The sequence below is a fragment of the Gemella sp. genome (genome assembly GCF_057272915.1).
Genome location: NZ_DBHIUF010000013.1, coordinates 1 through 25678 on the forward strand (window position 1 = coordinate 1; position 25678 = coordinate 25678).

The 25678-nt window shown below is 28.0% G+C and carries 28 protein-coding genes; 19 read left to right on the forward strand and 9 right to left on the reverse strand.

Features of this window, described 5'->3' with window-relative positions; genetic code table 11:
• The first annotated feature begins 137 nt into the window (after window positions 1-137).
• From ACO6OL_RS06150 to ACO6OL_RS06230, 17 genes are all read left to right on the forward strand, one after another.
• Entirely contained in the window at window positions 138-887 is a 750-nt protein-coding gene (locus ACO6OL_RS06150) for an RsmE family RNA methyltransferase (protein ID WP_485502504.1), read from the forward strand.
• A gap of 12 nt (window positions 888-899) precedes the next feature.
• Window positions 900-1223 (forward strand): DivIVA domain-containing protein, encoded by a 324-nt coding sequence (locus ACO6OL_RS06155; protein ID WP_314160233.1) that lies wholly within the window; start codon window positions 900-902, stop codon window positions 1221-1223.
• Window positions 1224-1257: 34 nt separating this feature from the next.
• Window positions 1258-2433, forward strand: a complete 1176-nt coding sequence (gene coaBC, locus ACO6OL_RS06160) for a bifunctional phosphopantothenoylcysteine decarboxylase/phosphopantothenate--cysteine ligase CoaBC (protein WP_485502505.1) — start codon at window positions 1258-1260, stop codon at window positions 2431-2433.
• A 29-nt stretch (window positions 2434-2462) separates the two neighbouring features.
• Window positions 2463-4826, forward strand: a complete 2364-nt coding sequence (priA, locus tag ACO6OL_RS06165; protein WP_485502506.1) for a replication restart helicase PriA — start codon at window positions 2463-2465, stop codon at window positions 4824-4826.
• Window positions 4827-5012: 186 nt separating this feature from the next.
• Window positions 5013-5336, forward strand: a complete 324-nt coding sequence (gene ylxM, locus ACO6OL_RS06170) for a YlxM family DNA-binding protein (RefSeq protein ID WP_294682646.1) — start codon at window positions 5013-5015, stop codon at window positions 5334-5336.
• 10 nt (window positions 5337-5346) lie between these two features.
• Window positions 5347-6699 carry a signal recognition particle protein gene (gene ffh / locus ACO6OL_RS06175; RefSeq protein ID WP_485502507.1) on the forward strand — a complete coding sequence of 451 codons (1353 nt, stop codon included), beginning with the start codon at window positions 5347-5349 and terminating at the stop codon, window positions 6697-6699.
• A 3-nt stretch (window positions 6700-6702) separates the two neighbouring features.
• A complete protein-coding gene (gene trmL / locus ACO6OL_RS06180) occupies window positions 6703-7179 on the forward strand; it encodes a tRNA (uridine(34)/cytosine(34)/5-carboxymethylaminomethyluridine(34)-2'-O)-methyltransferase TrmL (protein WP_485502533.1) in 477 nt (158 codons plus the stop codon).
• 77 nt (window positions 7180-7256) lie between these two features.
• On the forward strand, window positions 7257-7730 hold the full coding sequence (gene ybeY / locus ACO6OL_RS06185) for an rRNA maturation RNase YbeY (protein ID WP_485481541.1): 474 nt from the start codon (window positions 7257-7259) through the stop codon (window positions 7728-7730).
• A 2-nt stretch (window positions 7731-7732) separates the two neighbouring features.
• The gene (era, locus tag ACO6OL_RS06190; RefSeq protein WP_003145523.1) at window positions 7733-8641 is read left to right on the forward strand and encodes a GTPase Era; all 909 of its coding nucleotides are present in this window, start codon (window positions 7733-7735) and stop codon (window positions 8639-8641) included.
• The gene (recO, locus tag ACO6OL_RS06195) at window positions 8625-9356 is read left to right on the forward strand and encodes a DNA repair protein RecO (protein ID WP_314160691.1); all 732 of its coding nucleotides are present in this window, start codon (window positions 8625-8627) and stop codon (window positions 9354-9356) included. The genes era and recO overlap by 17 nt, the downstream gene beginning before the upstream one ends.
• A gap of 14 nt (window positions 9357-9370) precedes the next feature.
• Window positions 9371-10165, forward strand: a complete 795-nt coding sequence (gene racE / locus ACO6OL_RS06200; protein ID WP_485502508.1) for a glutamate racemase — start codon at window positions 9371-9373, stop codon at window positions 10163-10165.
• Between the two features lie 10 nt (window positions 10166-10175).
• The gene (locus tag ACO6OL_RS06205; protein WP_314160693.1) at window positions 10176-10760 is read left to right on the forward strand and encodes an XTP/dITP diphosphatase; all 585 of its coding nucleotides are present in this window, start codon (window positions 10176-10178) and stop codon (window positions 10758-10760) included.
• Window positions 10750-10962: a ferredoxin gene (locus ACO6OL_RS06210; protein ID WP_485502509.1), complete on the forward strand. Its 213-nt coding sequence runs from the start codon at window positions 10750-10752 to the stop codon at window positions 10960-10962. Before ACO6OL_RS06205 ends, ACO6OL_RS06210 begins: the two co-directional genes overlap by 11 nt.
• A gap of 211 nt (window positions 10963-11173) precedes the next feature.
• On the forward strand, window positions 11174-13297 hold the full coding sequence (locus tag ACO6OL_RS06215) for a DNA translocase FtsK (RefSeq protein WP_485502534.1): 2124 nt from the start codon (window positions 11174-11176) through the stop codon (window positions 13295-13297).
• A gap of 71 nt (window positions 13298-13368) precedes the next feature.
• The gene (locus tag ACO6OL_RS06220; protein WP_485502510.1) at window positions 13369-14208 is read left to right on the forward strand and encodes a coiled-coil domain-containing protein; all 840 of its coding nucleotides are present in this window, start codon (window positions 13369-13371) and stop codon (window positions 14206-14208) included.
• 119 nt (window positions 14209-14327) lie between these two features.
• Window positions 14328-14897, forward strand: a complete 570-nt coding sequence (pgsA, locus tag ACO6OL_RS06225) for a CDP-diacylglycerol--glycerol-3-phosphate 3-phosphatidyltransferase (RefSeq protein WP_314160697.1) — start codon at window positions 14328-14330, stop codon at window positions 14895-14897.
• 53 nt (window positions 14898-14950) lie between these two features.
• On the forward strand, window positions 14951-15490 hold the full coding sequence (locus ACO6OL_RS06230) for a GrpB family protein (protein ID WP_485502511.1): 540 nt from the start codon (window positions 14951-14953) through the stop codon (window positions 15488-15490).
• Between the two features lie 19 nt (window positions 15491-15509).
• On the opposite strand, the gene ACO6OL_RS06235 is transcribed toward ACO6OL_RS06230, so the two are convergent.
• From ACO6OL_RS06235 to ACO6OL_RS06275, 9 genes are all read right to left on the reverse strand, one after another.
• Window positions 15510-15752 carry a CBU_0592 family membrane protein gene (locus tag ACO6OL_RS06235; RefSeq protein ID WP_485502512.1) on the reverse strand — a complete coding sequence of 81 codons (243 nt, stop codon included), beginning with the start codon at window positions 15750-15752 and terminating at the stop codon, window positions 15510-15512.
• A gap of 63 nt (window positions 15753-15815) precedes the next feature.
• Window positions 15816-16862, reverse strand: a complete 1047-nt coding sequence (xerS, locus tag ACO6OL_RS06240) for a tyrosine recombinase XerS (RefSeq protein WP_485502513.1) — start codon at window positions 16860-16862, stop codon at window positions 15816-15818.
• Between the two features lie 449 nt (window positions 16863-17311).
• Window positions 17312-17500 carry a 50S ribosomal protein L28 gene (rpmB, locus tag ACO6OL_RS06245; protein WP_003144993.1) on the reverse strand — a complete coding sequence of 63 codons (189 nt, stop codon included), beginning with the start codon at window positions 17498-17500 and terminating at the stop codon, window positions 17312-17314.
• Window positions 17501-17617: 117 nt separating this feature from the next.
• Window positions 17618-19018: a GntP family permease gene (locus tag ACO6OL_RS06250; protein ID WP_485502514.1), complete on the reverse strand. Its 1401-nt coding sequence runs from the start codon at window positions 19016-19018 to the stop codon at window positions 17618-17620.
• 68 nt (window positions 19019-19086) lie between these two features.
• Window positions 19087-19629 (reverse strand): DUF1697 domain-containing protein, encoded by a 543-nt coding sequence (locus tag ACO6OL_RS06255; RefSeq protein WP_485502515.1) that lies wholly within the window; start codon window positions 19627-19629, stop codon window positions 19087-19089.
• A 67-nt stretch (window positions 19630-19696) separates the two neighbouring features.
• Window positions 19697-20254 carry an elongation factor P gene (gene efp / locus ACO6OL_RS06260; protein ID WP_314084269.1) on the reverse strand — a complete coding sequence of 186 codons (558 nt, stop codon included), beginning with the start codon at window positions 20252-20254 and terminating at the stop codon, window positions 19697-19699.
• Window positions 20255-20403: 149 nt separating this feature from the next.
• Complete coding sequence (trmB, locus tag ACO6OL_RS06265) at window positions 20404-21048, reverse strand: tRNA (guanosine(46)-N7)-methyltransferase TrmB (protein ID WP_314160702.1); 645 nt, start codon at window positions 21046-21048, stop codon at window positions 20404-20406.
• A 12-nt stretch (window positions 21049-21060) separates the two neighbouring features.
• Entirely contained in the window at window positions 21061-23928 is a 2868-nt protein-coding gene (locus tag ACO6OL_RS06270) for an insulinase family protein (RefSeq protein WP_485502516.1), read from the reverse strand.
• 22 nt (window positions 23929-23950) lie between these two features.
• On the reverse strand, window positions 23951-24463 hold the full coding sequence (locus ACO6OL_RS06275; RefSeq protein WP_485502517.1) for an adenine phosphoribosyltransferase: 513 nt from the start codon (window positions 24461-24463) through the stop codon (window positions 23951-23953).
• 179 nt (window positions 24464-24642) lie between these two features.
• On the opposite strand from ACO6OL_RS06275, the gene ACO6OL_RS06280 reads away from it, so the two are divergent.
• Together ACO6OL_RS06280 and ACO6OL_RS06285 are read left to right on the forward strand one after the other, a co-directional pair.
• Complete coding sequence (locus tag ACO6OL_RS06280; RefSeq protein ID WP_485502518.1) at window positions 24643-25014, forward strand: iron-sulfur cluster biosynthesis family protein; 372 nt, start codon at window positions 24643-24645, stop codon at window positions 25012-25014.
• 115 nt (window positions 25015-25129) lie between these two features.
• Entirely contained in the window at window positions 25130-25609 is a 480-nt protein-coding gene (locus ACO6OL_RS06285) for a VanZ family protein (RefSeq protein WP_314160975.1), read from the forward strand.
• Window positions 25610-25678 lie beyond the last annotated feature (69 nt).

Consider the following 25678-nt stretch of genomic DNA (forward strand, 5'->3'; position numbering starts at 1 on the left):
TTATAAATTTAAATACGGCTGATATTTATTATCAACCGTATTTATTATAGACCCACTTTTATATTAGGGATGCTACTATTGAATAAATATCAATAATAAGGTAAAATGAATTGTAAGATTAAAAATTAGGAGTTTTTATGCAACAGTATTTTTTAAATGAAGAATTTAATATTGAATCAACATATGAGCTGTCAAAAGATGACAGTAATCATATTGTGAGAATTATGAGAAAAAAAATAGATGATAAGGTGTATGTTGTATTTAATAATGAAGTTAAATATATTTGTACGATTATTGATAATAATGTAGATAAAGTTCTAGTGACACCGTATAAAGAAGTAGTAGGGACTAATGAACTTTCAACTAAAATAACAGTAGCTATACCACCTTTGAAAAATGATAAAATAGAATATTTAATGCAAAAGTTGACCGAATTAGGTGTGAGTAATATTGTCCTATTTAATTCTGAGAGAAACATTGCTAAGATAAAAAGAGATAAAGTGGATTCTAAGATTAATAGATGGAATAAAATTGTTAAAGAAGCTGCAGAACAATCTAAGAGAAATATAATTCCTGATATTACATATGTAGATAGTTTAAAAGATTTAATAACTTTTTCTGAAAAGTTCAATCATAAAGTAGTAGCATATGAAAAAGAATCAGTCAATGAGGAAAATATCAACTTGAAAAATTTATTGCATTCTGATTTAAGTAATAAAGAGGTAATAGCAGTATTTGGAAGCGAAGGTGGACTTTCTGAAAAAGAAGTTGATTTTTTAACTGAAAATAAATTTGATGTGATAGGATTAGGTAAAAGAATACTAAGAGCAGAAACTGCACCACTATATTTTGTTAGTTGTGTCGCATATTTTAGTGAATTTAATTAGAGGAGTTAAAAAATGAGTGTTGAATTAAACTTAACAGCAAAAGAAATTTATGAAAAAGAATTTAAAAAAAGTAGAGTCAAAGGATATAGTGAAGAAGATGTTAATGATTATTTAGATTTAATAATTGAAGACTACATGAAACTAGACAAACTTATGACTAGATTGAAAGAGTTAGAAATTGAAAATCAAAATTTAAAAATTAAAATTGAAGCTATAAAAAATACAAGTCGTGAAGATAAACCTGTTCAAGTAACAAACTTAGATATACTAAAACGATTATCAAAACTAGAAACTGCGGTTTTTGGATCGAATAATGTTGATCATGACCTATATTAGTTAGTTTATCAATTAATCTTAAAAGGAGGATTTCATGAATATTTTATTAATAGTTTCAGGGGGGATTGCAGCTTACAAATCAATAGATTTATGTAGTTCTCTTGTTAAGCAAGGTAATGATGTTAAAGTAATACTTACAAAGAATGCTGAAAATTTTGTAACGCAATTACCTTTTCAAACTTTAACAAAAAATAGAGTGTACACTAGTACTTTTGAAGAAATAGATGAGAAGGAAATACAACATATAGATTTAACGAAGTGGGCTGATAAGATAATCGTAGCCCCAGCAACAGCTAATTCAATTTCAAAATTTTCAAACGGAATTGCAGATGATTTAGCTTCTTCATTAATGTTAGCTGTGCGAGATATTTCTAGGGTATATATAGTTCCTGCGATGAATACGTTTATGTATAGAAATCCAATTATTCAAGAAAATATGAATAAATTGATAAAACTTGGATTTAATTTTGTAGAGCCTGAGAGTGGGCTATTAGCATGTGGTGATGTAGGAGAAGGAAAATTTCCATCAATAGAGAAAATTGAAAATGCACTATTCCAAGAAATTGAAAAAGATTTAAAGGATAAAAAGGTATTGGTAACAGCAGGTCCTACAAAAGAATTTATAGATCCATTTAGATGTCTTACAAATCCTTCTACTGGTAAAATGGGAATAGCTATTGCTAATGAGTGTGCTAAAAGAGGAGCAGAAGTGATACTTGTATCTAGTATAGACGATGATAGTATCAGTAATAAAGTCAAAAAAGTCAAAATTATTAGTACAAATGATATGTTTGAAGCGGTAAAAAATAATTTCAAAGATTGTGATTTTATTATTAAAGCAGCAGCTGTTTCAGATTATACACCTGTACAAGTCTTTGATAAAAAAGTAAAAAAACAAGATGGAAATTTATCGATTGAATTTAAGAGAACACAAGATATTCTAAAATATGTTGGAGATAATAAGAGTGATAATCAAAAAGTAATAGGTTTTGCTGCAGAAACAAATAATTTAATAGAATATGCAAAAGAAAAAATAATCAAGAAAAATCTTGACTATATTGTTGCTAATGATATATCAAAAAAAGATATTGGCTTTGGTAGTGAAGATAATGAAGTGTATATTATCGATAAGCATGATAACATTAAAAAAATTGATAAAAATAGTAAAAATAATATAGCAAAAGCCATAATTGACGAGATATCAAAATAGAAGCAGATTGATGAATAGGAGGTGAGATTATGTATGCTGAGGTAATAATTGATGTTAATAATCATAATGTTAACCAGAGTTTCTATTATCTTGTGCCTGATGAGTTGAAAACTAGAAGCTTAGTGGGATATAGAGTCGAAGTGCCATTTGGAACAAGAGTAGTTCAAGGTTATATAGTAAATATTAGAAAAGATAATATTGAAGATCAATCTTCAAAGAGTTTTAAGTATATAAAAAAGATAAAAGATGATTTTCCTATATTAACTAAAGAAATGATTTTGTTATCAAAGGTGATGGCAGATGAATTGTTTTGTACAAGAATACAAGCTATTGAAACAATAGTTCCTACGAGTTTAAAAAACAAATATGTAGAATATTATGAGTTAATAGATGCTAATACTACATTACTTCTAGATTATGCTAAACACTTTAATAATGATAAGCTAATTGAAAAGAAAAAATTTGAGAAATTATTTACAGTAGAACAAATCGGCTACTTAATCTCGCTTAAAGCTATTAAACTTGTAAGTAAAATTAAAGAAAAGAATAATAGCGAAACAGAAGAATTTTTTGTATTAGATAATTATAGAGACTCTAAATTAACAAAAAAACAAAAAGAATTAGTCGACTATTTAATTACTAATGATAAAATAAAAAAATCAAAGGTTAAGGAAGAGTTAAAAATAGGTAATTCTGTCACGAAAAAATTACTTGAAAAGAATGTGATTAAAATTATAGAAGAAGATATCAAGCAAGATATTAATACGTCTATAATAGAAAATAATACGAAGCTAAGTGAACACCAACGAAAAGTTTATGACAGGATTAGTGAGAATTTTGATAGTGAAAAGTTCAATGAGTATCTTTTACATGGTGTTACAGGGGCTGGGAAGACAGAAATTTATATAAAACTTGTAGAATCAGTGCTTAAAGAAGGGAAAGACGCTATCATTTTAGTTCCCGAGATTATATTAACACCACAAATTGAAAAGAAATTTAGGAAGGTATTTAGTGATAATATCGCAGTTATACACTCTAGATTAAATTCAAAAGAAAAGTATAATGAGTGGAAAAAAATCAGAGATGGAAAAGTTAAGATATGCTTAGGTACTAGATCAGCGGTTTTTGCACCTTTTGACAATCTAGGTATTATTATTATAGATGAAGAGCACGAAAACAGTTATAAACAAACAGACTCACCTAGATATGACGCTAAGGATATAGCGAAAAAACGTGGAATTTATAATAAGTGCACAGTTGTATACGCTAGTGCTACACCTTCTGTTGATTTATATTTTAATTTTGAAAAAAATAATCCTAATAATTTATTAAGGCTTACTCATAGGTTTAATAATAAATTACCAAAGATAAATATAGTTCACGTTGAAGAAAAAGAAGACGTGATTGCTAGTGAATTGCTTGTTAAGATCAAAGAAAAAATAGAGAAGAAGGAACAAGTACTCTTATTAATGAATAAACGTGGATATACTAACTTTATTCGTTGCTTTTCATGTGGGCATTTATATAAATGTGAAAATTGTGATATAAGTTTAAACTATCATAAACATGATAATTCATTGCATTGTCATTTTTGTGGTTATCAAAAGAAAATTTCTAATATACCTAAATGTTGTGAACACCCTGAATTAGTTTCGGGAAATTATGGTATACAACGAGTTGAAGAATACTTATATCAAAATATACCAGATGTTAGAATAACAAGGATGGACTCTGATACGACTAGTAGAAAAGGGGCGTATGAAAGGTTACTTACTGATTTTAAAAATCACAAATCTGATATACTTTTAGGTACTCAGATGATATCAAAAGGATTAGATTTCCCTAATATTACTTTAGTTGGTGTATTATCAATAGACAGTATGATTGCGCTACCTAGTTTTAAAGCCAATGAGAAACTATTCCAATTATTAGTTCAAACAGCTGGTAGAGCTGGACGTAGTGAGAAGGAAGGGGAAGTTGTCTTTCAAACTAATATAGCTAGTAATATACTAGATTATGCGATAGAACATAGTTATGAAAAATTTTATAAGTATGAACTAAATAGACGTAAATTAATAGATTATCCACCGTTTTGTAAAATCTCTTTTATAACTATAAAAGGATATGATGAACAAAAGACAGAACGTGTAGCTAAGATGATATTTGATTTTATTAGTAAAAAACAAAATGACTTATCAGTATTAGGACCTAATAAGAGTTTATTTTATAAAATAAATAATGAATATAAATTCAATATAGCAATAAGATATCAAGATGAGAATTATAAGAAACTTTATCCGATATTAAAATATATAAATGATTACTTTGCCGAAAGCTTTTCTAAAGAAAAAATTACAATTACTATAGATAATTCAGCACTAGATTATATGTAAATAATTCAAAAAAAATTATATTCTAAGTATTGCATATTAATTTTCAATAAGTACATAAATCAACCCAAAGAAATGTAAATTTGGGTTGATTATATTTTTATAAATAGCTGTAAAAATTTGAAAAAAACGTGATTTTATCGTATAATATAGAGATGTAGATTTATATTTAATGACTGGAGGAAGATTGTGGAAATAGAACAGGTTATTAAAATTTCACAACTCTATGATTTTTACTCTGAATTACTAAGTGATAAACAAAAACAGTATTTAGATGATTACTATTTCAACGATTTATCACTGACAGAGATTTCTGAAAATTATAATATATCAAAACAAGCCGTGTCTAATAATATTAAGAGAACAATATTAGAATTAGAACAGTTTGAAGAGAAGTTAAATTTAATAAAATTAAACAATCAGAGATTGTTTTTACTAAATGAGATAAAGAAATCAACTACGGATACAGAAGTACTAACGTATGTTGAAGAATTGATAAAATTAGAAAATTAGGAGAGCTTGTATGGCATTTGAGAACTTATCAGAAAGATTACAAAATACAATAGCTAAGCTTACTGGAAAAGGTAAAGTTTCAGAAGCGGATGTAAAAGAAATGATGCGAGAAGTTAGGTTAGCTTTACTAGAAGCTGACGTTAACTTTAAAGTTGTAAAAGAATTTGTAAAAAAAATCAGTGAAAGAGCTGTTGGGACAGAGGTTATGAAATCTCTTACTCCAGCTCAACAAGTTGTAAAAATAGTAAACGAAGAATTAGTTGAACTATTAGGGGGCTCTAATGTTGAATTAAACCAAGGTGGTAAAATTACTACTGTTATGATGGTTGGTCTTCAAGGTGCAGGTAAAACAACTACCGCTGGTAAACTAGCGCTTAAAGTTAAAAAGTCTATGAAGAAAAAGCCGCTTCTTATCGCAGCTGACGTATATAGACCTGCTGCAGTTCAACAATTAAAAACATTAGGTAAGCAACTTGATATCGAAGTATTTTATGTAGATAAAGATCCAGTAGATATTGTTAAGGATGGATTAGCTTTTGCTAAGGAAAATTACTTCAACTATGTAATCATCGATACAGCAGGGCGTTTACATATCGATGAACTATTAATGGATGAATTAAAAAATATTAAAGCTGCTACGACACCAGACGAAATCTTACTTGTTGTCGATTCTATGATAGGGCAAGAAGCAGTTAATATTGCAACATCATTTGACGAGCAACTTGATATTACTGGTTTAGTGCTAACTAAGTTGGACGGTGATACTCGTGGTGGTGCTGCACTATCTATTAAGTCTATTACAGGAAAACCAATTAAGTTAGTCGGTATGGGTGAAAAAATGAATGACCTTGAGTTATTCCACCCAGAACGTATGGCATCACGTATTTTAGGTATGGGTGACGTACTTACATTAATTGAAAAAGCACAAGCTTCTATCGATGAAGATGAAGCTAAAAAAATGCAGGAAAAAATTCTAAATCAAAGTTTTACTTTTGAAGATTTCTTAACTCAATTAGAACAAGTTAAAAAATTAGGTAGTCTTAAAGACATACTTGGAATGATTCCAGGAATGGGTAAACTAAAAAATATGAATTTAGATGCTGTTGATGAAAAACAATTTGTCTATATCGAGGCTATTATTAAGTCAATGACAATTGAAGAAAGACAAAATCCTGATATTATAAATATACCACGTAGAAAACGTATTGCACAAGGTAGTGGTCGTCCTCTTAATGAGGTTCATAAACTTATCAAACAGTTCGAAGAAATGAGAAAAATGATGAAACAATTCGGTGGGCTTATGAATGATAAATCTAAAAGAAAGGGTCTTGGAAGAATGTTTGGTGGCAAACTTCCATTCTAGTTAATTATGAATAATATAGTTTTATTCCAACCAGAAATTCCTGCAAATACAGGGAATATAGCACGTACTTGTGTTGGGACAAACACAAGATTACACTTAATAAGACCGCTAGGATTCTCTATTGATGATAAACATGTAAAAAGAGCAGGGTTAGACTATTGGGAACACTTAGATTTAGTTGTTTGGGATAGTTTTGAGGAATTTTTAGAAGCCACTAATGATAAACACTATTACCTTATAACTAAATTTGGAACAAAAAATTATTGTGATTTTGATTTTTCGAATGAGGATAATGAGGATATTTATTTCATTTTTGGTAGAGAGACAAAAGGATTACCAAAGGAATTTAGAGAAAAATATAGTGAACAGGCACTACGTATTCCAATGAGTGAAAATGTCCGTTCTCTAAACTTGTCTAATACAGCTGCGTTAATAATTTATGAAGCTTTAAGACAACAAAATTTTAATAAATTAAAATAGTATAGTGTGTGAGGGGAGAATTTAGGGTTTTTGTCTTGAATTATCCCCTCTAAATAAGAATATATAAGGAGAAAACCATGACATTTGTTGATATTATAGATGATAATAACTTAGTAGAAGCTAGTACTAAAGATATGTTACTAAAACTATTAGAATGTGCTGCAGAGTATGAAAATGTTGATACTGAGATTACTGAAATGTCGTTATCATTTGTTAGTAAAGAAGAAATACAAGAAATTAACCGTGATTATAGAGGAAAAGATGTACCTACTGATGTTATTTCTTTTGCGTTAAATGATGAAGTAGAAGATGAAATTGATATTATTGGTCTTGAAGATGAGATTAATTCTATTGGTGATGTAATTATCTGTGTTGATATTGCTCATGAACAAGCAAAAGAGTATGAACATAGTTTTGATAGAGAAATAGGTTTTCTTGCGGTACACGGATTTTTACATTTATTAGGTTATGATCACATGACTGAAGAGGATGAAAAAGAAATGTTTGGTAAACAAGATGAGATTCTTGAGAAGTTTGGTTTAAGGAGATAAGCATGTTTGAAGAACAAATTAAAACGGGATTTGTCACAATTATAGGTAGACCTAATGCTGGTAAATCTACATTATTAAATAATATATTAAAACAAAAAATAGCAATAATGTCGGATAAACCACAAACGACACGTAACATTATAAATGGTGTTTATACTGATAATGATTCACAAATAGTCTTTATTGACACACCTGGTATTCACAAGCCAAAACATAGACTTGGTGATTATATGATGAAACTTGCTAGTAGTGCAATTCAAGAATCTGAGATAGTTTACCTAATTATAAATGCGAGTGAGAAGTTTGGGCCTGGAGATCAACACTTAATAAACATAGTTAAGGAATTAAAAGTTCCAACATTTTTACTAATTAACAAAATCGATTTAATTTCACCTGAACAATTGATTCAGATTATTGAATTTTATAAAGATTTATATGATTTTGTAGAGATAGTTCCAATTTCAGCATTAAAATCAATAAATGTTGATAATCTATTGAATACAACAAAAAAATACTTGCAACCAAGTTTTAAAATGTATCCAGATGATGTAATTACTGATTCTCCTGAGTATTTTGTAATATCAGAATTCATTAGAGAAAAAGTATTGCAATTAACAGAGCAAGAGATTCCTCATTCAATTGCTGTTGTAATCGATAGAATAGAAAAACAGCCAGGTAAAAAGAAAAATATTATCGCTACAATTGTTGTTGAAAGAAAATCACAAAAAGGTATGATTATCGGTAAACAAGGTAAAATGATAAAAGAAATTGGTTCTAGAGCAAGAAAAGATATAGAGGTTCTTCTAGGAGAGAAAGTATTTTTAGAGCTTTGGGTTAAAGTAATCGATAACTGGAGATCGAAACCAAACCAAATTCGTGACCTTGGCTATAGGGATGATATCTTTGACTAATAGAAATTTTATTACAGGAATAATAATAAAAAAAATAAGATATAGAGATTACCATGAAATATTACATGTTTTAACTGAACAGGGTAATATAGAAAGTTTTTTTTATGAAAATGTCCATAAAAGTAAGAAAAAAATTAAGGTGAGTACACCGTACGAGGTGTCGATTAATTTTTTTTCTACTAGTGGTATGAACAAAATTACAAACCTTGAAATTGAAAATACGTATACAAATATTGTCTATGACATATTAAAAAATAGCTATGTTGCTAATATGTTGGAGTATGTCAATTTAATCAATGATGATACATTTAATATGTATAAGTTATTGAAAGTATGTTTAAAAAATATAGAAAATGATGTTTCAGAAAAACTTGTTTTAATATATTTTTTGTGTCAAATTTTAAAAGGTCAGGGTTTTATGTTTAAATATCAAAAAACAGATCAGCCTTATGTAGGATATAGCTTTTTAAAAAATAGCTTTGTTGATAAGTTTAATATAGATTATAGTGTATATGGTCTTAGTGATTCATTAGTGAAACTTACATACTATATGACTGTTAAAAGTATTGACTTTTTGGAAAGTTTGGAAATAGAAAACAAAGATTTAATTCGATTATTCTCATTTTTAAATATGGTATTTAAAGAATTTGTAGGAATAGAAACTAAATCTTATACTAAAATATTAGAACTCGAGGAAATGTTAGGTTCTAATTAAGAAAGAGGATATATATGAATAATGCAATAGGAGTATTTGATAGTGGAGTAGGTGGACTAACCGTTGCTCGCGAGATTATGAGACAGTTACCCAATGAAACTATCTATTATTTCGGTGATGTTAAAAATTGTCCTTATGGTGATAAAACAAAGGAAGAAATAATAAAAAATACAGATAGAGCAGTGAAATTCTTAATAGATAAAGGTGTGAAGCTGGTTGTTTTAGCATGTAATACTGCGACAGCTGCGGCGCTAGACTATCTACAGAGTAAATATAAAGTCCCTATCATAGGAGTTGTTCAACCAGGAGCAAGACGAGCTATACAAGCAACAGAGAATAACAAAGTACTAGTATTAGGAACAAAGTTCACAGCAAACTCAAAAGTATATGATATAGAAATTGAAAATATCAATTCTGATATTATTGTTTTTGATAAAGCTTGTCCAGCTTTTGTACCGTTTATTGAATCAGAAGGAAATCTTGATAAAGAAGCTACTAAAAATTTAATATCTGATACATTAAGTAATACTAACACGTTAGGCGTTGATACTGTAGTTCTTGGATGTACGCATTATCCAATATTGAAGAAAGATATAGAAGATTATTATGGTAATAATATTAAAGTTATTTCTTCAGGAAGAGAAGCAGCACGCGAAGTAAGTACTGTTTTAGGATATGCAAAATTACATCAGAAAAAGCTAAATAAAAAAGAACACAGATTCTTTATTTCACAAGAAAGTGATAATTTTAATAGTATTGCTTCTAAGTGGTTAAAGAAAGATATTAATGCAGAAGTAGTTGAAATATAGGAGTGATAAAATGAAAGAATTGATTTTAGCATCAAATAATGCACATAAAGTTGAAGAAATTAAAAGCATACTGAGTGATTATAATATTCTAACTTTAAAAGATATTAATTTTACTGATGAGATTATTGAAGATGGATTAACATTTGAAGAGAATGCTTTAATAAAGGCAAGAACAATCTCAAAATACTCAGGAAAAACTGCAATAGCAGATGATAGTGGACTTAGTGTTGAACTATTAGAGGGTCGTCCTGGAGTTTATTCTGCAAGATATTCAAAAGAACAAACTGATTCAAAAAATATAGAGAAAGTTTTATCTGAATTAGATGGTAAAAAATCAAATGCTAAGTTTGTATCAGTTATAGCTTTAGTTAAACCTGATGGGACAGAATTTACTTTTAGAGGAGAATGCCACGGTGAAATTATCTCTGAGTTAAGAGGTAATAATGGCTTTGGATATGATCCTATATTCTATGTTCCAAGTTTAGAAAAAACATTTGCAGAACTTAGTTCTGACGAAAAAAATAGTATCAGTCATCGAAAAGAATCATTGGAGAAATTTTCTAATTTTTTGAAAGAAGAAAATAATGAAAACTAAAATAATACGAGAAGATTGTATTGCCTGTGGTAATTGCAATGCGATATGCCCTGATATATATGATTATGACGAAGATGGAATAGCGTATTGTATTATCGACGATAATAAGATGACTGAGGAAGTTGCTGAAAAGTATCATAGTTTAGTCTTAGAAGCAAAAGTTAATTGTCCAACTGAGGCAGTTTTTGTAGAAGAAGACTAGAAAGGAGAGAAGATTGAGCAATAAAAAGACAAAAAGTACAAAAAAAACAAGTAAAACTAATAAAAACAAAAAAGCCACTAAGGTTAGTGGTAAAAAGACAAGTGTAAAGAAAGCTCCAAAGAAAAATGTTATTCCCGTTTTATCTAAAGAAGCCTATCGCGGATTATATTTTGTAATTTCTGTTCTTATAGTAATTTTAGCTGTTTTACAAATGGGATTTATTGGTAGATTTTTTGATACACTTTTTAAATATATATTCGGAAGTTTTAGTTATCTTATCTATATAATAATAGTTGCAACGCCAATATATTATATTATGAATAAAAAGGTAAAAACTCCAGCAATTATAGTAATATTATTAATTTTAGTAGATTTTCTATTTCAGTTAATTTACATTGGCAATAGTGATAATAATTTGTTAGGTTTTAATGATATTTACAATAATAGAGTTAGTTCATATGGTGGAGGATTATTGTCTTATTACCCTGTTAAATTCTTAATTTATTTATTATCTTATTATGGTTCATTATTGGTGATAATATCAGCTATAATAACAGTTATATTTTTATATTTTAATATTAATCATAGGGAGTTAGTTTTAAGGATTAAACATCATATAGTTAATGCATTTGATAAAAATGAGTATATGGAAAATACTTTAGATGACTATCAGGATGAAGATGATATTATCTATGACGAATATAATTCATCTAATGTTAATAGAGAGAACTCTAATGAACAGAGATATAATAAAATTAAAGATAAAGATTTAGTTGTTGATATAAGAGAATTTAAAGAAGATGAAGAATTCTATGATGAGGAAATTATTCAAAGACCTACTAGAAAACAACCTAAATTAAATAAAGAACATATTACTGTTGAAGAAGAAACGGTTAATGAAATAGTTTCAGAAGAATCATATGATAATTATCAACTTCCACCAGTAACACTACTTAATAATCCAGTTAAGAAGAAAACTATTACTAAAGGTGATGTAGTAGAAAAATCAAAAATTCTTCAAAGTACATTTAATAACTTTGGTATAGAGGTTAAAATTGTTAAAGCAATAGTAGGACCATCGATTACACAGTTCCAAATCTTACCAACCCCAGGAACTAAGGTTAGTAAGATAGTAAACTTGAGTAATGATATAGCACTAAATCTAGCAGCTAAAGATGTACGTATTGAAGCACCAATTCCCGGTAAATCATTAATAGGTATAGAAATACCTAATACAGTAAATGAACTAGTAACGATGAAAGAGGTTTTTGTCAATGATGAAGATAATTCGCCACTATCTGTTGCATTAGGTAAAGATGTATCAGGTGAATCAATTTTCACTAGAATCGATAAAACACCTCACTTATTAATAGCAGGTTCTACCGGAAGTGGTAAATCAGTTTGTGTAAATACGATAATTACAAGTATATTATTAAAAAATAAACCTGATAAAGTTAAATTGATAATGATAGATCCTAAGATGGTTGAACTATCAATTTATGATGGTATTCCACACTTACTTACTTCTGTTGTTACAGATCCAGTAAAAGCAGCTGATGTTCTTCATAAAGTAGTTCTTGAGATGGAAAACAGATATAGAGAATTTGCAAGAGCTAGAGTAAGAAATATGGAAGGGTATAATCGAATAGCAGCTAAAGACCCAGATTATAAAGAATTACCATATATAGTTGTTATAATAGATGAATTGGCAGATTTAATGATGGTATCTTCTAAGGAAGTAGAAGAATCAATAGCTCGTATAGCACAAAAAGCTAGGGCTGCAGGTATACATATGATAATCGCAACTCAAAGACCTTCTGTTGATGTTATAACAGGTGTCATTAAAACTAATATTCCATCTAGAATTGCCTTTGCAGTAAGTTCTAGTATTGATTCAAGGACTATCCTTGATAAATCAGGTGCAGAAACATTATTAGGTAAAGGTGATATGCTTTATTTATCAGCTGAATCTAGCAAGCCGGTTCGCATACAAGGCGCTTTCTTATCTGATGAAGAAGTAGAGAAAGTTGTTGACTTTGTTAAGAGCCAGTCTGAAGCACAATACGATCCAAATATGACACCAAGTGAAGTAAGTTCACAAAATGGAGGCTCATCTGATGAAGATGTAGATCCATTATACAAAGAGGTACTATTATTTATAGCTAAAACACAGAAAGCTTCAGCTTCATTATTGCAAAGAAGGTTTAAAATAGGTTATAATAGAGCTGCGAGAATAATAGATATGCTAGAAGAAGATGGATACATTGGACCTGTAGATGGAAGTAAACCTAGAAAAGTATTTCTAGAAAAAGAATATGCAGAGGATTATGAATAATGTTATTCCTATGTATATGTTTACATAAAATAATTTATGTAAACTAAATAATAAAATAGAGGTGAATAAAAGTGAAAAAAAATAAAAAATTATTAATTGGATTGTTAACTATAGTAATTATGGCGGTAATTGGTTTGTCTGCTTATGCGTATCAAAAACAACAAACGCTAAATAATAAACCAAAGGTAGAGAAGAAAAAAGAAGATTCTAAGTTAGAAAAATTAATCAAAGATACGACTTCTAAGTTTTATAAAGAGAATGATTTAAATAAAAAAATTGAAATTTTCAAATCTTTGATTGATAAAAAAGATGAAATTTCAAAAGAGAATAAAGAAAAATTAAAATCTGAATATAATGATGCAATTAAAAAAATGCGTGAAAAAATTTCAAATAGCATTAAAGAAAAAATAAAGAACGCTACTTTAAGTGATGATGATAAGAAAAATAACGAAAAAGTAGAAGCAGCTAAAAAAGAATTAAATGATTTACAGGTCTTATTAGATAAAGAAAAATCAATTATATTTGAAAAGAATGAAGATTACGATACTGTTGTTCAAAGTATTAAAGATGCTTTAACAGCTCTTGAGGCTCCTAAGTCTGCAGAATCAAATCAAACTCAACAATCTAGAGAAACACATTCTGCACCTGATGCAGTGGAAGCTCCTGTTAGTCAACCTAATACTAGTTCTAATTCAAGATCATATAATTCAAATACTAGTACTTATGGTTCTGATTCAAATTATACATATAGACCAGCAACTCCATCAAATAACAATACTACTAGCGAACCCGCAGGTGGCAATACTCGATCAACATCAACTGTAACGCCTCCAGCAACATCAGAAACTCCAAGCACACAACCTACAACAACACCAGGTAATACTGATTCAAATGCAAATGCAAGTGCATAACTATAAAATACGGGATAATTAGATTTATCCTGTATTTTTTATTGTAGCATATTATAGAATATGTTATAATTATTAGTGAATTAAATTTATATTTTAAGTTAGAAGGGTAAGTAAAAATAATGAATCTACCGAATAAAATAACATTATTTAGAACAATATTAATACCTGTATTTATAGTATTCTTATTAGTTGATATGGGAGGAAGTATGTCTATTCTAGGCGGAAGGAATATATCCTTAAATATCTTTATTGCAGCATTAATATTTATATTTGCGTCATTTACCGATTTTATCGATGGTTATTTAGCAAGAAAATATAATTTAGTTACAAATATGGGTAAATTCTTAGATCCATTAGCAGATAAACTTCTTGTAGGTAGTGCATTTATAGTTATGGTTGAATTAGGTTTAATGCACAGTTGGATGGTAGTTGTAGTAATTGCAAGAGAATTTGCTGTAACTGGTTTAAGACTTTTAGCTGTTGAAAAAGGTGAAGTTATACCTGCAGGTATCTTAGGAAAGCTAAAGACTATTAGTCAATTAATCGCTATAATTCTTATATTATTAGGAAATCCTATTTTTAATATAATAGATTTCAAACTAGATTATATTCTTTTATGGATATCAGTAATTTTAACGATACTATCTGGAATCGAGTATTTCAAAAACTCATTACATGTATTCAAATAATGTTAGTGATAGGTTCATCCTATCCTAGCATTTTTTTAGAGGTGGTTTTATAAATGAATAATATATTAAAAGATGAGGATTTTAAAAGAAAATTCCCTATAAAACTTGTTAAACGTAATAATGAATGGGCAAGTTGGTATGAAGATGAAAAAATAAATTTATTATCTAAACTAAAAAAATATAAAGTAAGTATTTATCACATTGGAAGTACAGCGATTCCAAATATTTATTCTAAGGATATAATAGATATAATTTTAGAAATCTATAAAGATGATGATTTTGATAGTATAATTGATATTCTGAATGTAGAATGGGAACTACGTTGGATAGAAGACAATAGAGCTTTCCTAGTCAAAGGATATGGGGAGGATGGTTTTCAAACTAAAGTCTACCATCTTCACGTAAGAAGAAAAGGTGATATTGAAGAAGTTAAGTTTAGAGATGTTTTAATAAAAAATCCAAAAATAGCCAAACAATATGAAACATTAAAATTAGATTTAGAACAAAGATATAAGTATGATAGAGAAGGCTATACTGCAGGAAAAACAAAATTCATAAAAGATATTATAAAAAGATATAGTTTACATAAATAACATTATGTAAACTATATCTTTATTTTACTTCTTTTTTATTGAAGTACTTAAATAATCCTTGAATTGCAACTATTGACCAAACACCTTCAAGTAAAACAAATCCCCATTGTTTTCCGATAAATGCATCTATTCCTAAAATTAGAGCACCAATGGCATTTAGTAATAGATAGTTAAGTGAAGTTGTCTTAAGTTTTCCTAATTGACTAAATACAAATTCTATTAGTATTAATAGTGATCCTAATACTTGTACAATAATACCCATGTTTACCCTCCTAATTTTTTAGTAACTTTTATATTTTACCTCAATAGAAGATATAATTCAATACTAATCATCAAGTTTATCGATATTTTGCTTAATAATCTTTTTTGATTCATTAATGTATAGCATTGATGTATCACTGTTAGAATGCCCCATTTGTGTCATAATTATTGGTATATTACCATTTGTTTTTAGAGCTAGTTTTGTACCGTAACTGTGTCTTAATTTATGCGGTGACATTGGGACATTAAAAGCATCTGTATATTTCATTACTAATTTTTGAATAGCTCTTATTGATAATCCTGTTTTGTTTTTACTAATAAATACATAATCTTCTCTATTAAGTTTAAAAGGTAGGGAAGTAATGTATTCATTTAGTCTATCTAAAGCAGATTTGGTAATTATTACTGTATCTACCTTATTACCTTTTCTGATAACATTGATTTCACTATTTAGAAAGTCTATGTCTTTTACTTTTAAATTAGCAAGTTCGTTGACACGAATACCACTCTTTAAAAATAGCGTTAGAATAGCTAAGTCTCTTGCTTTATCTCTTAAGAAGAATGATTTACCATGGTTAGACAAAGTCTTTTCATATTCAAACTCAACATACTGTAAAAATTCTTCGTCTTGAGAATCTAAAAATATCTTTTCTGATATTTTCTTTGATCTTGAAGACAATGTTTCTTTAACTCGATTAATAGGTATTTTAAGCATAACATTTCTTTCGAAATAAGCTTTACCTTGCTCAGTTTCACTTGTTACTGTAAGGAACTTATAAAGTGATCTCATAGCAGCTTTATAGTTATTTATAGTAGTCTGACTACGGTATTTACCATTAATTTGTTCACGAGATAGACTTTTGAAATAACTTTCCATTTCTTTTTTTGAAATATTTTCTAATGTAGAAAGACTGACATCTTTAATAAATTCAGCATCAGATATAGTTTCTCTGATAGTCCAATTTAAAAAGTTCTTATAGGTTTCTAAATATCTATGCAAAGTTAATGGAGATAAATTGTCATAATATGTATCAATAAAATCTTCTATGTAGTCAGGAAACTCTGGAAGTATTTTGTTAATCTTTTGTTTATAATAATCACGTTGATTCATTGGTATTACTACATTCTCCTTTAATTTATTAATTATACATATAATATGTATTATACGAACAATTATATTGTATCATATTTAGCTAGTTCTTTCAATATTTATTTGTCCCCTAATATTTTTAATCTGATAATTTTATTATTATAGTTTTCATACTATTTGTTTTAAGTATTATTATTTATTAATTTTGTATCAAAATATGATATAGTATATTTTATTTCTTAATATTAAAACCAATTACCGTGTTTTTTTTGCTCTCTATAAAAAAATATCACCTATTTAAACGCCGTATAAGCGTCCTAGAATTATTTTTTGTATAATTATTCCAAAAAGCATTAAAAACGCTCAGAATTGATTTAAATGCCTATTTTGTAATTTTTATAGTGTTTATTATTAAATTAATGTAAAAAGCTATCTAAGTTTCCTTAGATAGCTTAAAGTTTATCGCTTAATTATACACGCTCAACTTTTCCAGATTTTAAAGCTCTAGCAGAAACCCAAACTTTTTTAGGTTGTCCGTCTACTAAAATTGTTACTTTTTGTAGATTAGCTTTGAATTTTCTTTTATTTGCGTTCATTGCGTGTGAACGAGTATTTCCTGAACGAGCTTTACGTCCAGTTACGTAACAAACTTTTGCCATGAATTAATCCTCCTTTTGGAAATAGTTTATTCATAACATTTACTACATACACAATTAATAATATAACATACCTTAACATAAATATCAAGTAAAAACTTTAATTTATAATAATTTTCTTTATGCAAACGATGTTATAAACAATATTATAATAAACGCTATGACAGAAGATACTGTTGTTCCTAGTGTCCAGGTCTTAAATGTAGTTTTAAAGTCTAAATTCAGATATTGTTTAAATAACCAAAATCCAGGATCATTCACATGTGAACAGAACATACTTCCTGCTGTGATGCTTAACATTATAAACACTGGTGAGTAACTTACAGTACTAACTAGTGGCTCGACAATAGCAAGTGTTGTTATTGCAGCTATTGTAGCACTACCTAATGATATTCTTAGTATAGCAGCTACTAAGAAGCTAATAACGATTGGTGATAGATTAAGACCATTAGTCAGTCTAATAATTTCATCAGTAACTTTAGAATCAACTAATACTTGTTTTAAACCACCTGCAGCACCATTAATTAGTAACACCACTGCAATTGTTTTAAGAGATTGGCTTAGTAATGGAACAATACTTCTTATTCTTAAACCTTTTGTTATCATTAATTCAATAATAGCTATTAATAAACTTATTATTAATGCAGTAACTGGGTTACTTATAATTGTTAAGAAAGCTTTTATTGTTTCTGATAAATTAGGTATAGCTAAAGCTATTGTAGGAATTGTAATTAAAAGTACTGGTAATAACATTAATAAGATAGCAAATGTAGTACTCATAGTTTGATTTTCAATCTTTAGAACGCTTATATTCTTTTCTTCAATATCTGAATTAACTCTTGTTTTTACTAAATTAGAGTTAGTTAATAGTAAACCGCCAATAAAAGCTGTAGGAATAGCAACAATTAACCCATAGTAAAATACTTCGGCCATATTTAAATTGAATGTTTTAGTGATAATACTCGGACTAGGGTGCGGTGGGAATAAAGCATGAATAGTTAGAACCCCTATACTTGCGGGAAGGGCTAAATATATTTTATCTAGTTTTAACTCCTTTGCTACTGCAAGAATAATTGGAATTACTAAAATAAAAGCTACATCAAAGAATAAAGAAAAACTTATACACATTCCAGCTATAAGTAAACCTAATTGGATTCTCTTGACTCCAAATACACTAATCATTTTCTTTGCCGTAATCTCTACTGCACCTAATTCTTCCAATATTTTACCAAACATTGCTCCTAGACCTAATATTAATGACAAATGTCCTAGAAGAGATCCAGTCCCCTTCTCTATAGAATCTATCAATGTATTAGCGGGAAGTCCTAAAAATAATCCTAGAATAATAGCTACTAATAATATTGATAAAAAAGGCTCAAAATGTAATTTTGTTATTAAAAATATAAGAGCACTAATACCAATAAAAACTAACAATAATTTATAGGAATAATTTCCTAAAAAAAATGCCAGTGAAGAGTAGATTATTAATCCTAAGATAATAAATATCTTATCTAATTTCATTATATTCTCCTTAATTTTTCATTAGGTAATTATAACATTATTAGTATAGATAAGTAAAGGTAAACGCTTTATAATTTATTTTTTAAGAGATAAGCTATTTTTTCAAATGTTCTTGAGTTTCGTATAGTAACAGACTTATAGAAACTTTCTTTTATTAAATACTTATGATAGGAAGTTTTTAAGTAACTTGTTTCGTTGTATTTACCCCAGAACACAGCACATTTACCAAAATGAACAGCTTCATCTTGTAGAGGCATTTGTTCTATACGTGCTCTCATAAGTGAATAGTCTATTTCATTTGTATAGAATAATACATCTTTTCTATATAAATCGTTAAACCACCAGCTCGGTAAGTTTTCAAGTTCATCAAGATATTCACTCTGACTAAGTATTACTTTATTAATTTTAAATGAATAACTATTCAATATCTTTGATATGTTTTGATTTACAGTATCGATGCTATCAGTGGTATCAAATATTATATTTCCGCTATTTATATACGAAATAACATTAGTATACCCTAAATGTGAAATCATCTCTTTTAACTCAGCCATTGAAACTTTATTCTTTCCACCGACATTAATACCGCGAAGCAAAAGTACGTATTTCATTAGTTTCTCCTTTTATAGAAAACTCTCTATCATCGAAATAATAGAGAGTTTTATCATTATTCTTAAATTATGCTCTTGATACGTAAGAACCTTCAGCAGTATTGATAACTAATACATCTCCTTCTTTAACGAAAAGAGGTACTTGTAAAGTATATCCAGTTTCAACTGTAGCAGCTTTAGTAGCTCCTTGTGCAGTATCACCTTTAACACCAGGTTCTGTTTCAGTTACAGTAAGTTCTACTGTTGTTGGTAAGTCAATTCCTAAGATTTCATCACCAAACATTAAGATTGAAACTTCCATGTTTTCTTTTAAGAAGTTTAATTCATATTTTAATTGTGCTTCAGGTACTTCGATTTGCTCGTAAGTAGCGTTATCCATAAATACATATGCTTCACCAGTTGAGTAAAGGTATGACATTTTTTGGTTGTTAATTTGAGCTTTTGCAACTTTTTCACCAGCTCTGAAAGTTTTATCGTTAACAGCACCAGTACGCATATTTCTTAATTTAGAACGTACAAATGCAGCTCCTTTACCAGGTTTAACGTGTTGGAATTCCATTACTTTCCAAATGTTTCCATCAACTTCGATAGTAACTCCAGTTTTAAAATCATTAACTGATATCATTATTGTATTTCTCCTTTAAATTGTATTAATATTATTATAAATAAATTCTTTTTTAAAATCAAGGTATAAACTAATAATTTTAGTGTAATTTATACAAAGAAAACCAATAAACATTTTAGTTTACATAATTATACTTATGTAAACTAAAGTTATTTACTTTCTTTTACAGCCTCTACCATGTAGATTCTATTACCTTTTCTAATAAACTTATCTTCATACTCAGTATGAACGTTCTCTTCTTCATAGACACTATTAGTTAAATCTAAAGAAAGTCTATTAAAAGTAAATCCGTATTTAGCATAGCTCATTAAACTGTATTCGAATAAACCTTGGTTATCAGTTTTTTGAACTATTGTTTTATTTCCATTTAAGATAGTTTCATAACGTGCTAAAAACGTATGGAATGTTAAGCGTCTTTTCTCATGTCTTGTTTTAGGCCATGGATCAGAGAAGTTTAGATATAATTGATCAACTTCACCTTCAGCAAAATATTCTAGTAGATCTTCAGCATTTCCTGAAATAAGCTTTAAGTTTTCTCTATGAGTTTCTTCAACTTTATCTAATAGAAATGTTAAGACAGTTGGTTGTGCTTCCATAGCTATAAAGTTAATTTCTGGGTGTTTTTCAGCAAGTGTATGAATAAACTTACCTTTTCCACTTCCTATTTCTAAGTGTATTGGATTATCATTTCCAAAAATTTCTTTCCATTTCCCCTTATTATCCTTAGGTTGTAAAAATACAACTGGACTATTCTCTAGACGCTCTCTAGCATCTGCTCTATTTCGAACTCTCATTCATGCACCTTTCTATTTTAATTCTATTGTTTTATTAAATAATTGTTTATTTTCTAATACTTTTTCTTTTGAACCTAGTACACAAGTATATGCTTTAGATTTCATATTTTCAAATTCTATTGCTAATTTTCTTAAATCTTCTACTGTTGTATTTTTTATCTCATTTACAAGTTTATCATAAACTTCAAATGGGGAATTAGTGATGTATTTGTTTAATGAATATGCGGCTTGCGCACTTGGTGACATTAGTACATCTAATGAATTTAGTGTACCTATAATATATTTATTAAGATCTTTTTCATCTGCATCAATATTAGCTACGTAGTTGTTAATATTGTAATATATCTCTAGAGTTTCTGTTAAGTTTGGATCACGATAAGACCACAAATTAAAATCACCAAAAGCATTAAATATTACTCCAGAACCATAGGCTCCATTTTTCACACGGACATTATTCCATAAATAATCTAAACTTAAGATATGTCTTAATACTAAGTGTGTACCAGTGTAATCATTTATATTATAACCCACGCCAACGTATTGAACTAGTGAATCAAAGTAAAAACCTTCAGAATAACCTTGTTCTTCTAATTTAATTTCAAAACCGCTTTGCTTATTCAATTCACTAGGGTATTTAGTTAAATATGAAGATATAGTTTCTTTGAAGTTAGTATATTCTTCTTTATTACCGACAAAGTTAACTAATAATCTAGCTTGATTAAAAATTAGATTTGTGACAGTATATAGCTTTTCTTTAATCTTATCACTATTTTGTTCGTATTTGTTTACTAATTCGCTTATAAACTCATAGAAATCATATTCTCCATGATATGAAGCAAGTTTACTTTGAGGATTGTAAAAACCACTAATACGACGTGCTACAAAAGCATGACCAGAATTTTTAAATCTACTTTCTAGCATTAACTTAATTTCTAAGAGAACATTATATAGTGCATCTTTATCTTCAAAATCTACATTAAGTGTAGTTTCGTCTAAAATCTTAGATAAATCTCCAGCTTTTTCTACTAAATTCTTAGCACTGATTATGAATTTTACTTCACATTCTTCACTCTTATGTTTTCTAAAAACATCTACATAAGAGCTAATACCACCAAGATTTGCACCTATTTCTTTTATAACTTCAGCTTCTGTTTTATTTTTTGTATTAAAGTTAAATAATAAATATGATAATACTGATGCATATTGTAACTGTTCAACTTCGAAATCACTTATATCAAATAGTAATTTAGAATACGAAATACCATTAGTAACAGCATCATAGTGCGAATAACTTATACCTTTGTATTCTTCAAAGAAAGTTTCTTCGAATGGATTTTTTAATTCTACTTCTTTAGCATCAACACTTTTGATTTTTTCTAAATCTTCTTTTTTGTCAATGCTATTTTGCCATTCTCGTAACAACATAGTGTTTTTAACAATGTCTTCTAATTCAGTTTCTGATAAAGTAGCTTTATATTCAACTAAATCTTTTTCCTTATTCTCTTTTTCTAATGTAGGAATTAAGTGTAATATAGCTTGTTTATTATTTTCAATTAGAAACTGTCTAGCAAGAGTTTCATATTGTTTATTAATACAATTTTCTTGTAAATGAGAAATTACGTTGTCTAAATCAAATGCATCTAATATATTATCTTCGCTATATAACCACGTTCTTAATAATCTAATAGCATAAGATACACCCTTAGGTGATGAAGTTTTATTAATCTCTTCTTTGATAGAAAAGTTCTTTTTGTTAATTGAAGCTTGAACTTGCTCATAATCAAAGTCTTTATCAATAATACCTTTTAATAAAGATTTATATTCTGCATCAAGACTTTCTAATTTATCATCGCTTACGTATTTAAAGATAATTGAGTATACAGTTTCTTTACGGTCTTTTTGAATGTAACTATATACATCTTCACAAATATTGTTATCAATGAAGTATTTTCTAAATTCTGTATTACTACTTCCAAGAAGAATATCATCTATTATATCGATATTCTCAATTTTACTAAACTCATTACTATCACCAAGAATATAGTTATAAGCTACATATGCTTTATCTTTTACATCTTCGTTAAAATATGTACGTTTAACAATATCCGCAGTAAAGTTTTCTTGACGTGTTAAGTTGTAATCGCTATACTCTTTATACTCGTAATTATTTAGATAACTATCAATATGATTCAGATATTGTTCAACATTTAAATCACCATATAAAAAGATATAGCTGTTGCTTGGGTGATAATTATAATTATAAGTCTCTAAAAATTCTTCTTGTGAAATTGAAGGGATAGCTTCTGGTTTTCCTCCAGAAGAATATTTATAAGAAGTATCACTAAATAAGTGTTCCGTTACATATTGATCTAGTACTTCATCTACTGATGAATAAGCACCTTTCATTTCATTGTAAACTACACCTTTGTATATTAGTTCATCTTCTTTATCTTCAAGATGATAGTGCCATCCTTCTTGAGCAAGTATATTTGGATTATTTTTTAAGTTTGGATTAAATACTGCATCTAAGTATATATCCATCAATATTTCTAAGTCTTTCTCATTTTTAGACGATACTGGATACATAGTTTTATCAGGAAATGTCATTGCATTTAAAAATGTATTAAAAGAACCTTTAAGTAGTTCTACAAAAGGTTCTTTTACTGGATATTTCGCTGAACCACATAAAACAGAATGCTCTAAAATATGAAAAATACCATTATCATTATAAGGGATAGTTTTAAAACTAATGCTAAAACTTTTATTTATATCATCATTTTCAAAGAAAACTAATCTCGCGCGAGTTTTTGTATGCTCATAAAGATAAGCATTTGTATTTATATTTTTTAGATATTTCTTTTCTATAAGTTCAAATGTCATATTATTTAATTATTATAGTAGATTACATTTTTAGTAATGTAAGAACGTCATAACCTTGTAGTTTGTCCATACCGTTTAGACCATCTAATTCGATTAAGAACGCAATACCTACTACGATTCCTCCTAATTCTTCTACTAATTTTATAGTTGCTTCAATTGTTCCACCTGTAGCTAATAAGTCATCAGTAATTAGAACACGTTGACCTGGTTTGATTGCATCTTTATGCATTGTTAATGTGTTACTTCCGTATTCTAAATCATATTCGTATGAAATAACTTCACGTGGTAATTTATTAGGTTTTCTTACAGGAACGAACCCTATACCCAGTGAGTAAGATACAGGACATCCAATAATGAAACCACGAGCTTCTGGTCCTACTACTACATCAACTTTTTTCTCTTTTGCATAATTTACAATTTGATCTGTAGCGTATTTGTACGCTTCTCCATCTGCCATTAAAGTAGTAATATCTTTAAAACTGATTCCTTCTTTTGGCCAATTTGGTACGATTGAAATGTATTTTTCTAAATTCATTTATTTTTATTTTCTCCTAAATGTTTTCTTAACCTAATTATTATACTATAAAATAAGAAAATAAGCAATTTATAATACCATTATTATAAGTTCTGAAAAGAGGTAATCCTAAATACTATCTTTATGATTTATTAGTATGATAAAATAGAGTATATATTATTAAACACGGAGGCAAAATTATGAAATTTACATTTTCAGAATCAGTGATAGAATATATTTTAAAAGAAATTAATAAGTTTGATGGAAATACATATGATATTATAATAGATTATACAGATGGAAATAGTCCTTACAATGAAAATATAAGTGGTTGTTACTGTCAAGTGTACGATAAGTATAGAGTGTTAATAGTGAGTAAAAATGATGTAAATATTAAGTGGAGTAAATATGACAAACAGGTTGAATCAAATCTTGGCTCAGTATTTTACCCTTCATATTACGAAATGATGTTTGATAAAAATAATGTTTTTGACTATAAAAATTTTACTCTTAATTTGAAAAGTGAAGCGGGAATAATTGCTGATCAAGTTCAGCTAATTATTAAATTATAATTTAAGTTAATTTTAATAAACTTTGTTACTATATATTCTAAAATAATAAAAATGAAAGGAGAATAATTTGAAATCTTTTCTTAACAGCAGAAAATTAACCTTTATTCTATTTTTCGTGTATTTATTCATACTTTCATGGGTAATAGTGGCCAAAATGGATTGGAATTTATTAAAAAATAGTAATCTTTCTTGGATAAATCATCCACGAGTTCTACTTCATCCAGGAATAACATGGAGAACAGTTAACTTAATACCATATAGTTATTTTGATATTGTGGAAGTTCTATTAAATATACTTTTCTTCATACCATTTAGTTTTTACATAAAGATGTTATACCCTAAGTCTTCTGGTTTTAGAGCAATAATATTAGCTTTTATATTGAGTTGTATATATGAATCTACACAATATGTGCTAACTATTGGTTTTCCTGACATAACAGATTTAATTGATAACACTCTAGGAGCGATTATTGGAGTAATTATTATCAATATTATCTCAGTTATCTTTAGAGAAAAATTAAGAATATACATGAATGTTATATTAATACTCTTTTCTGGATATATTATTCATGACATTCTTTATCTTATAATTTAATACGAAAAACGATAGATTCTAAAATTAAAATCTATCGTTTTTATTTTATATAATAGTAAACTAATTTAT

Coding starts and splice junctions, on each gene's coding strand:
- ACO6OL_RS06150 (WP_485502504.1), top strand. CDS start 138: ATGCAACAGTATTTTTTAAATGAAGAATTTAATATTGAATCAACATAT.
- ACO6OL_RS06155 (WP_314160233.1), top strand. CDS start 900: ATGAGTGTTGAATTAAACTTAACAGCAAAAGAAATTTATGAAAAAGAA.
- coaBC (WP_485502505.1), top strand. CDS start 1,258: ATGAATATTTTATTAATAGTTTCAGGGGGGATTGCAGCTTACAAATCA.
- priA (WP_485502506.1), top strand. CDS start 2,463: ATGTATGCTGAGGTAATAATTGATGTTAATAATCATAATGTTAACCAG.
- ffh (WP_485502507.1), top strand. CDS start 5,347: ATGGCATTTGAGAACTTATCAGAAAGATTACAAAATACAATAGCTAAG.
- ybeY (WP_485481541.1), top strand. CDS start 7,257: ATGACATTTGTTGATATTATAGATGATAATAACTTAGTAGAAGCTAGT.
- era (WP_003145523.1), top strand. CDS start 7,733: ATGTTTGAAGAACAAATTAAAACGGGATTTGTCACAATTATAGGTAGA.
- recO (WP_314160691.1), top strand. CDS start 8,625: ATGATATCTTTGACTAATAGAAATTTTATTACAGGAATAATAATAAAA.
- racE (WP_485502508.1), top strand. CDS start 9,371: ATGAATAATGCAATAGGAGTATTTGATAGTGGAGTAGGTGGACTAACC.
- ACO6OL_RS06205 (WP_314160693.1), top strand. CDS start 10,176: ATGAAAGAATTGATTTTAGCATCAAATAATGCACATAAAGTTGAAGAA.
- ACO6OL_RS06210 (WP_485502509.1), top strand. CDS start 10,750: ATGAAAACTAAAATAATACGAGAAGATTGTATTGCCTGTGGTAATTGC.
- ACO6OL_RS06215 (WP_485502534.1), top strand. CDS start 11,174: ATGGGATTTATTGGTAGATTTTTTGATACACTTTTTAAATATATATTC.
- pgsA (WP_314160697.1), top strand. CDS start 14,328: ATGAATCTACCGAATAAAATAACATTATTTAGAACAATATTAATACCT.
- ACO6OL_RS06230 (WP_485502511.1), top strand. CDS start 14,951: ATGAATAATATATTAAAAGATGAGGATTTTAAAAGAAAATTCCCTATA.
- ACO6OL_RS06235 (WP_485502512.1), bottom strand. CDS start 15,752: ATGGGTATTATTGTACAAGTATTAGGATCACTATTAATACTAATAGAA.
- xerS (WP_485502513.1), bottom strand. CDS start 16,862: ATGAATCAACGTGATTATTATAAACAAAAGATTAACAAAATACTTCCA.
- rpmB (WP_003144993.1), bottom strand. CDS start 17,500: ATGGCAAAAGTTTGTTACGTAACTGGACGTAAAGCTCGTTCAGGAAAT.
- ACO6OL_RS06250 (WP_485502514.1), bottom strand. CDS start 19,018: ATGAAATTAGATAAGATATTTATTATCTTAGGATTAATAATCTACTCT.
- ACO6OL_RS06255 (WP_485502515.1), bottom strand. CDS start 19,629: ATGAAATACGTACTTTTGCTTCGCGGTATTAATGTCGGTGGAAAGAAT.
- efp (WP_314084269.1), bottom strand. CDS start 20,254: ATGATATCAGTTAATGATTTTAAAACTGGAGTTACTATCGAAGTTGAT.
- trmB (WP_314160702.1), bottom strand. CDS start 21,048: ATGAGAGTTCGAAATAGAGCAGATGCTAGAGAGCGTCTAGAGAATAGT.
- ACO6OL_RS06270 (WP_485502516.1), bottom strand. CDS start 23,928: ATGACATTTGAACTTATAGAAAAGAAATATCTAAAAAATATAAATACA.
- ACO6OL_RS06275 (WP_485502517.1), bottom strand. CDS start 24,463: ATGAATTTAGAAAAATACATTTCAATCGTACCAAATTGGCCAAAAGAA.
- ACO6OL_RS06280 (WP_485502518.1), top strand. CDS start 24,643: ATGAAATTTACATTTTCAGAATCAGTGATAGAATATATTTTAAAAGAA.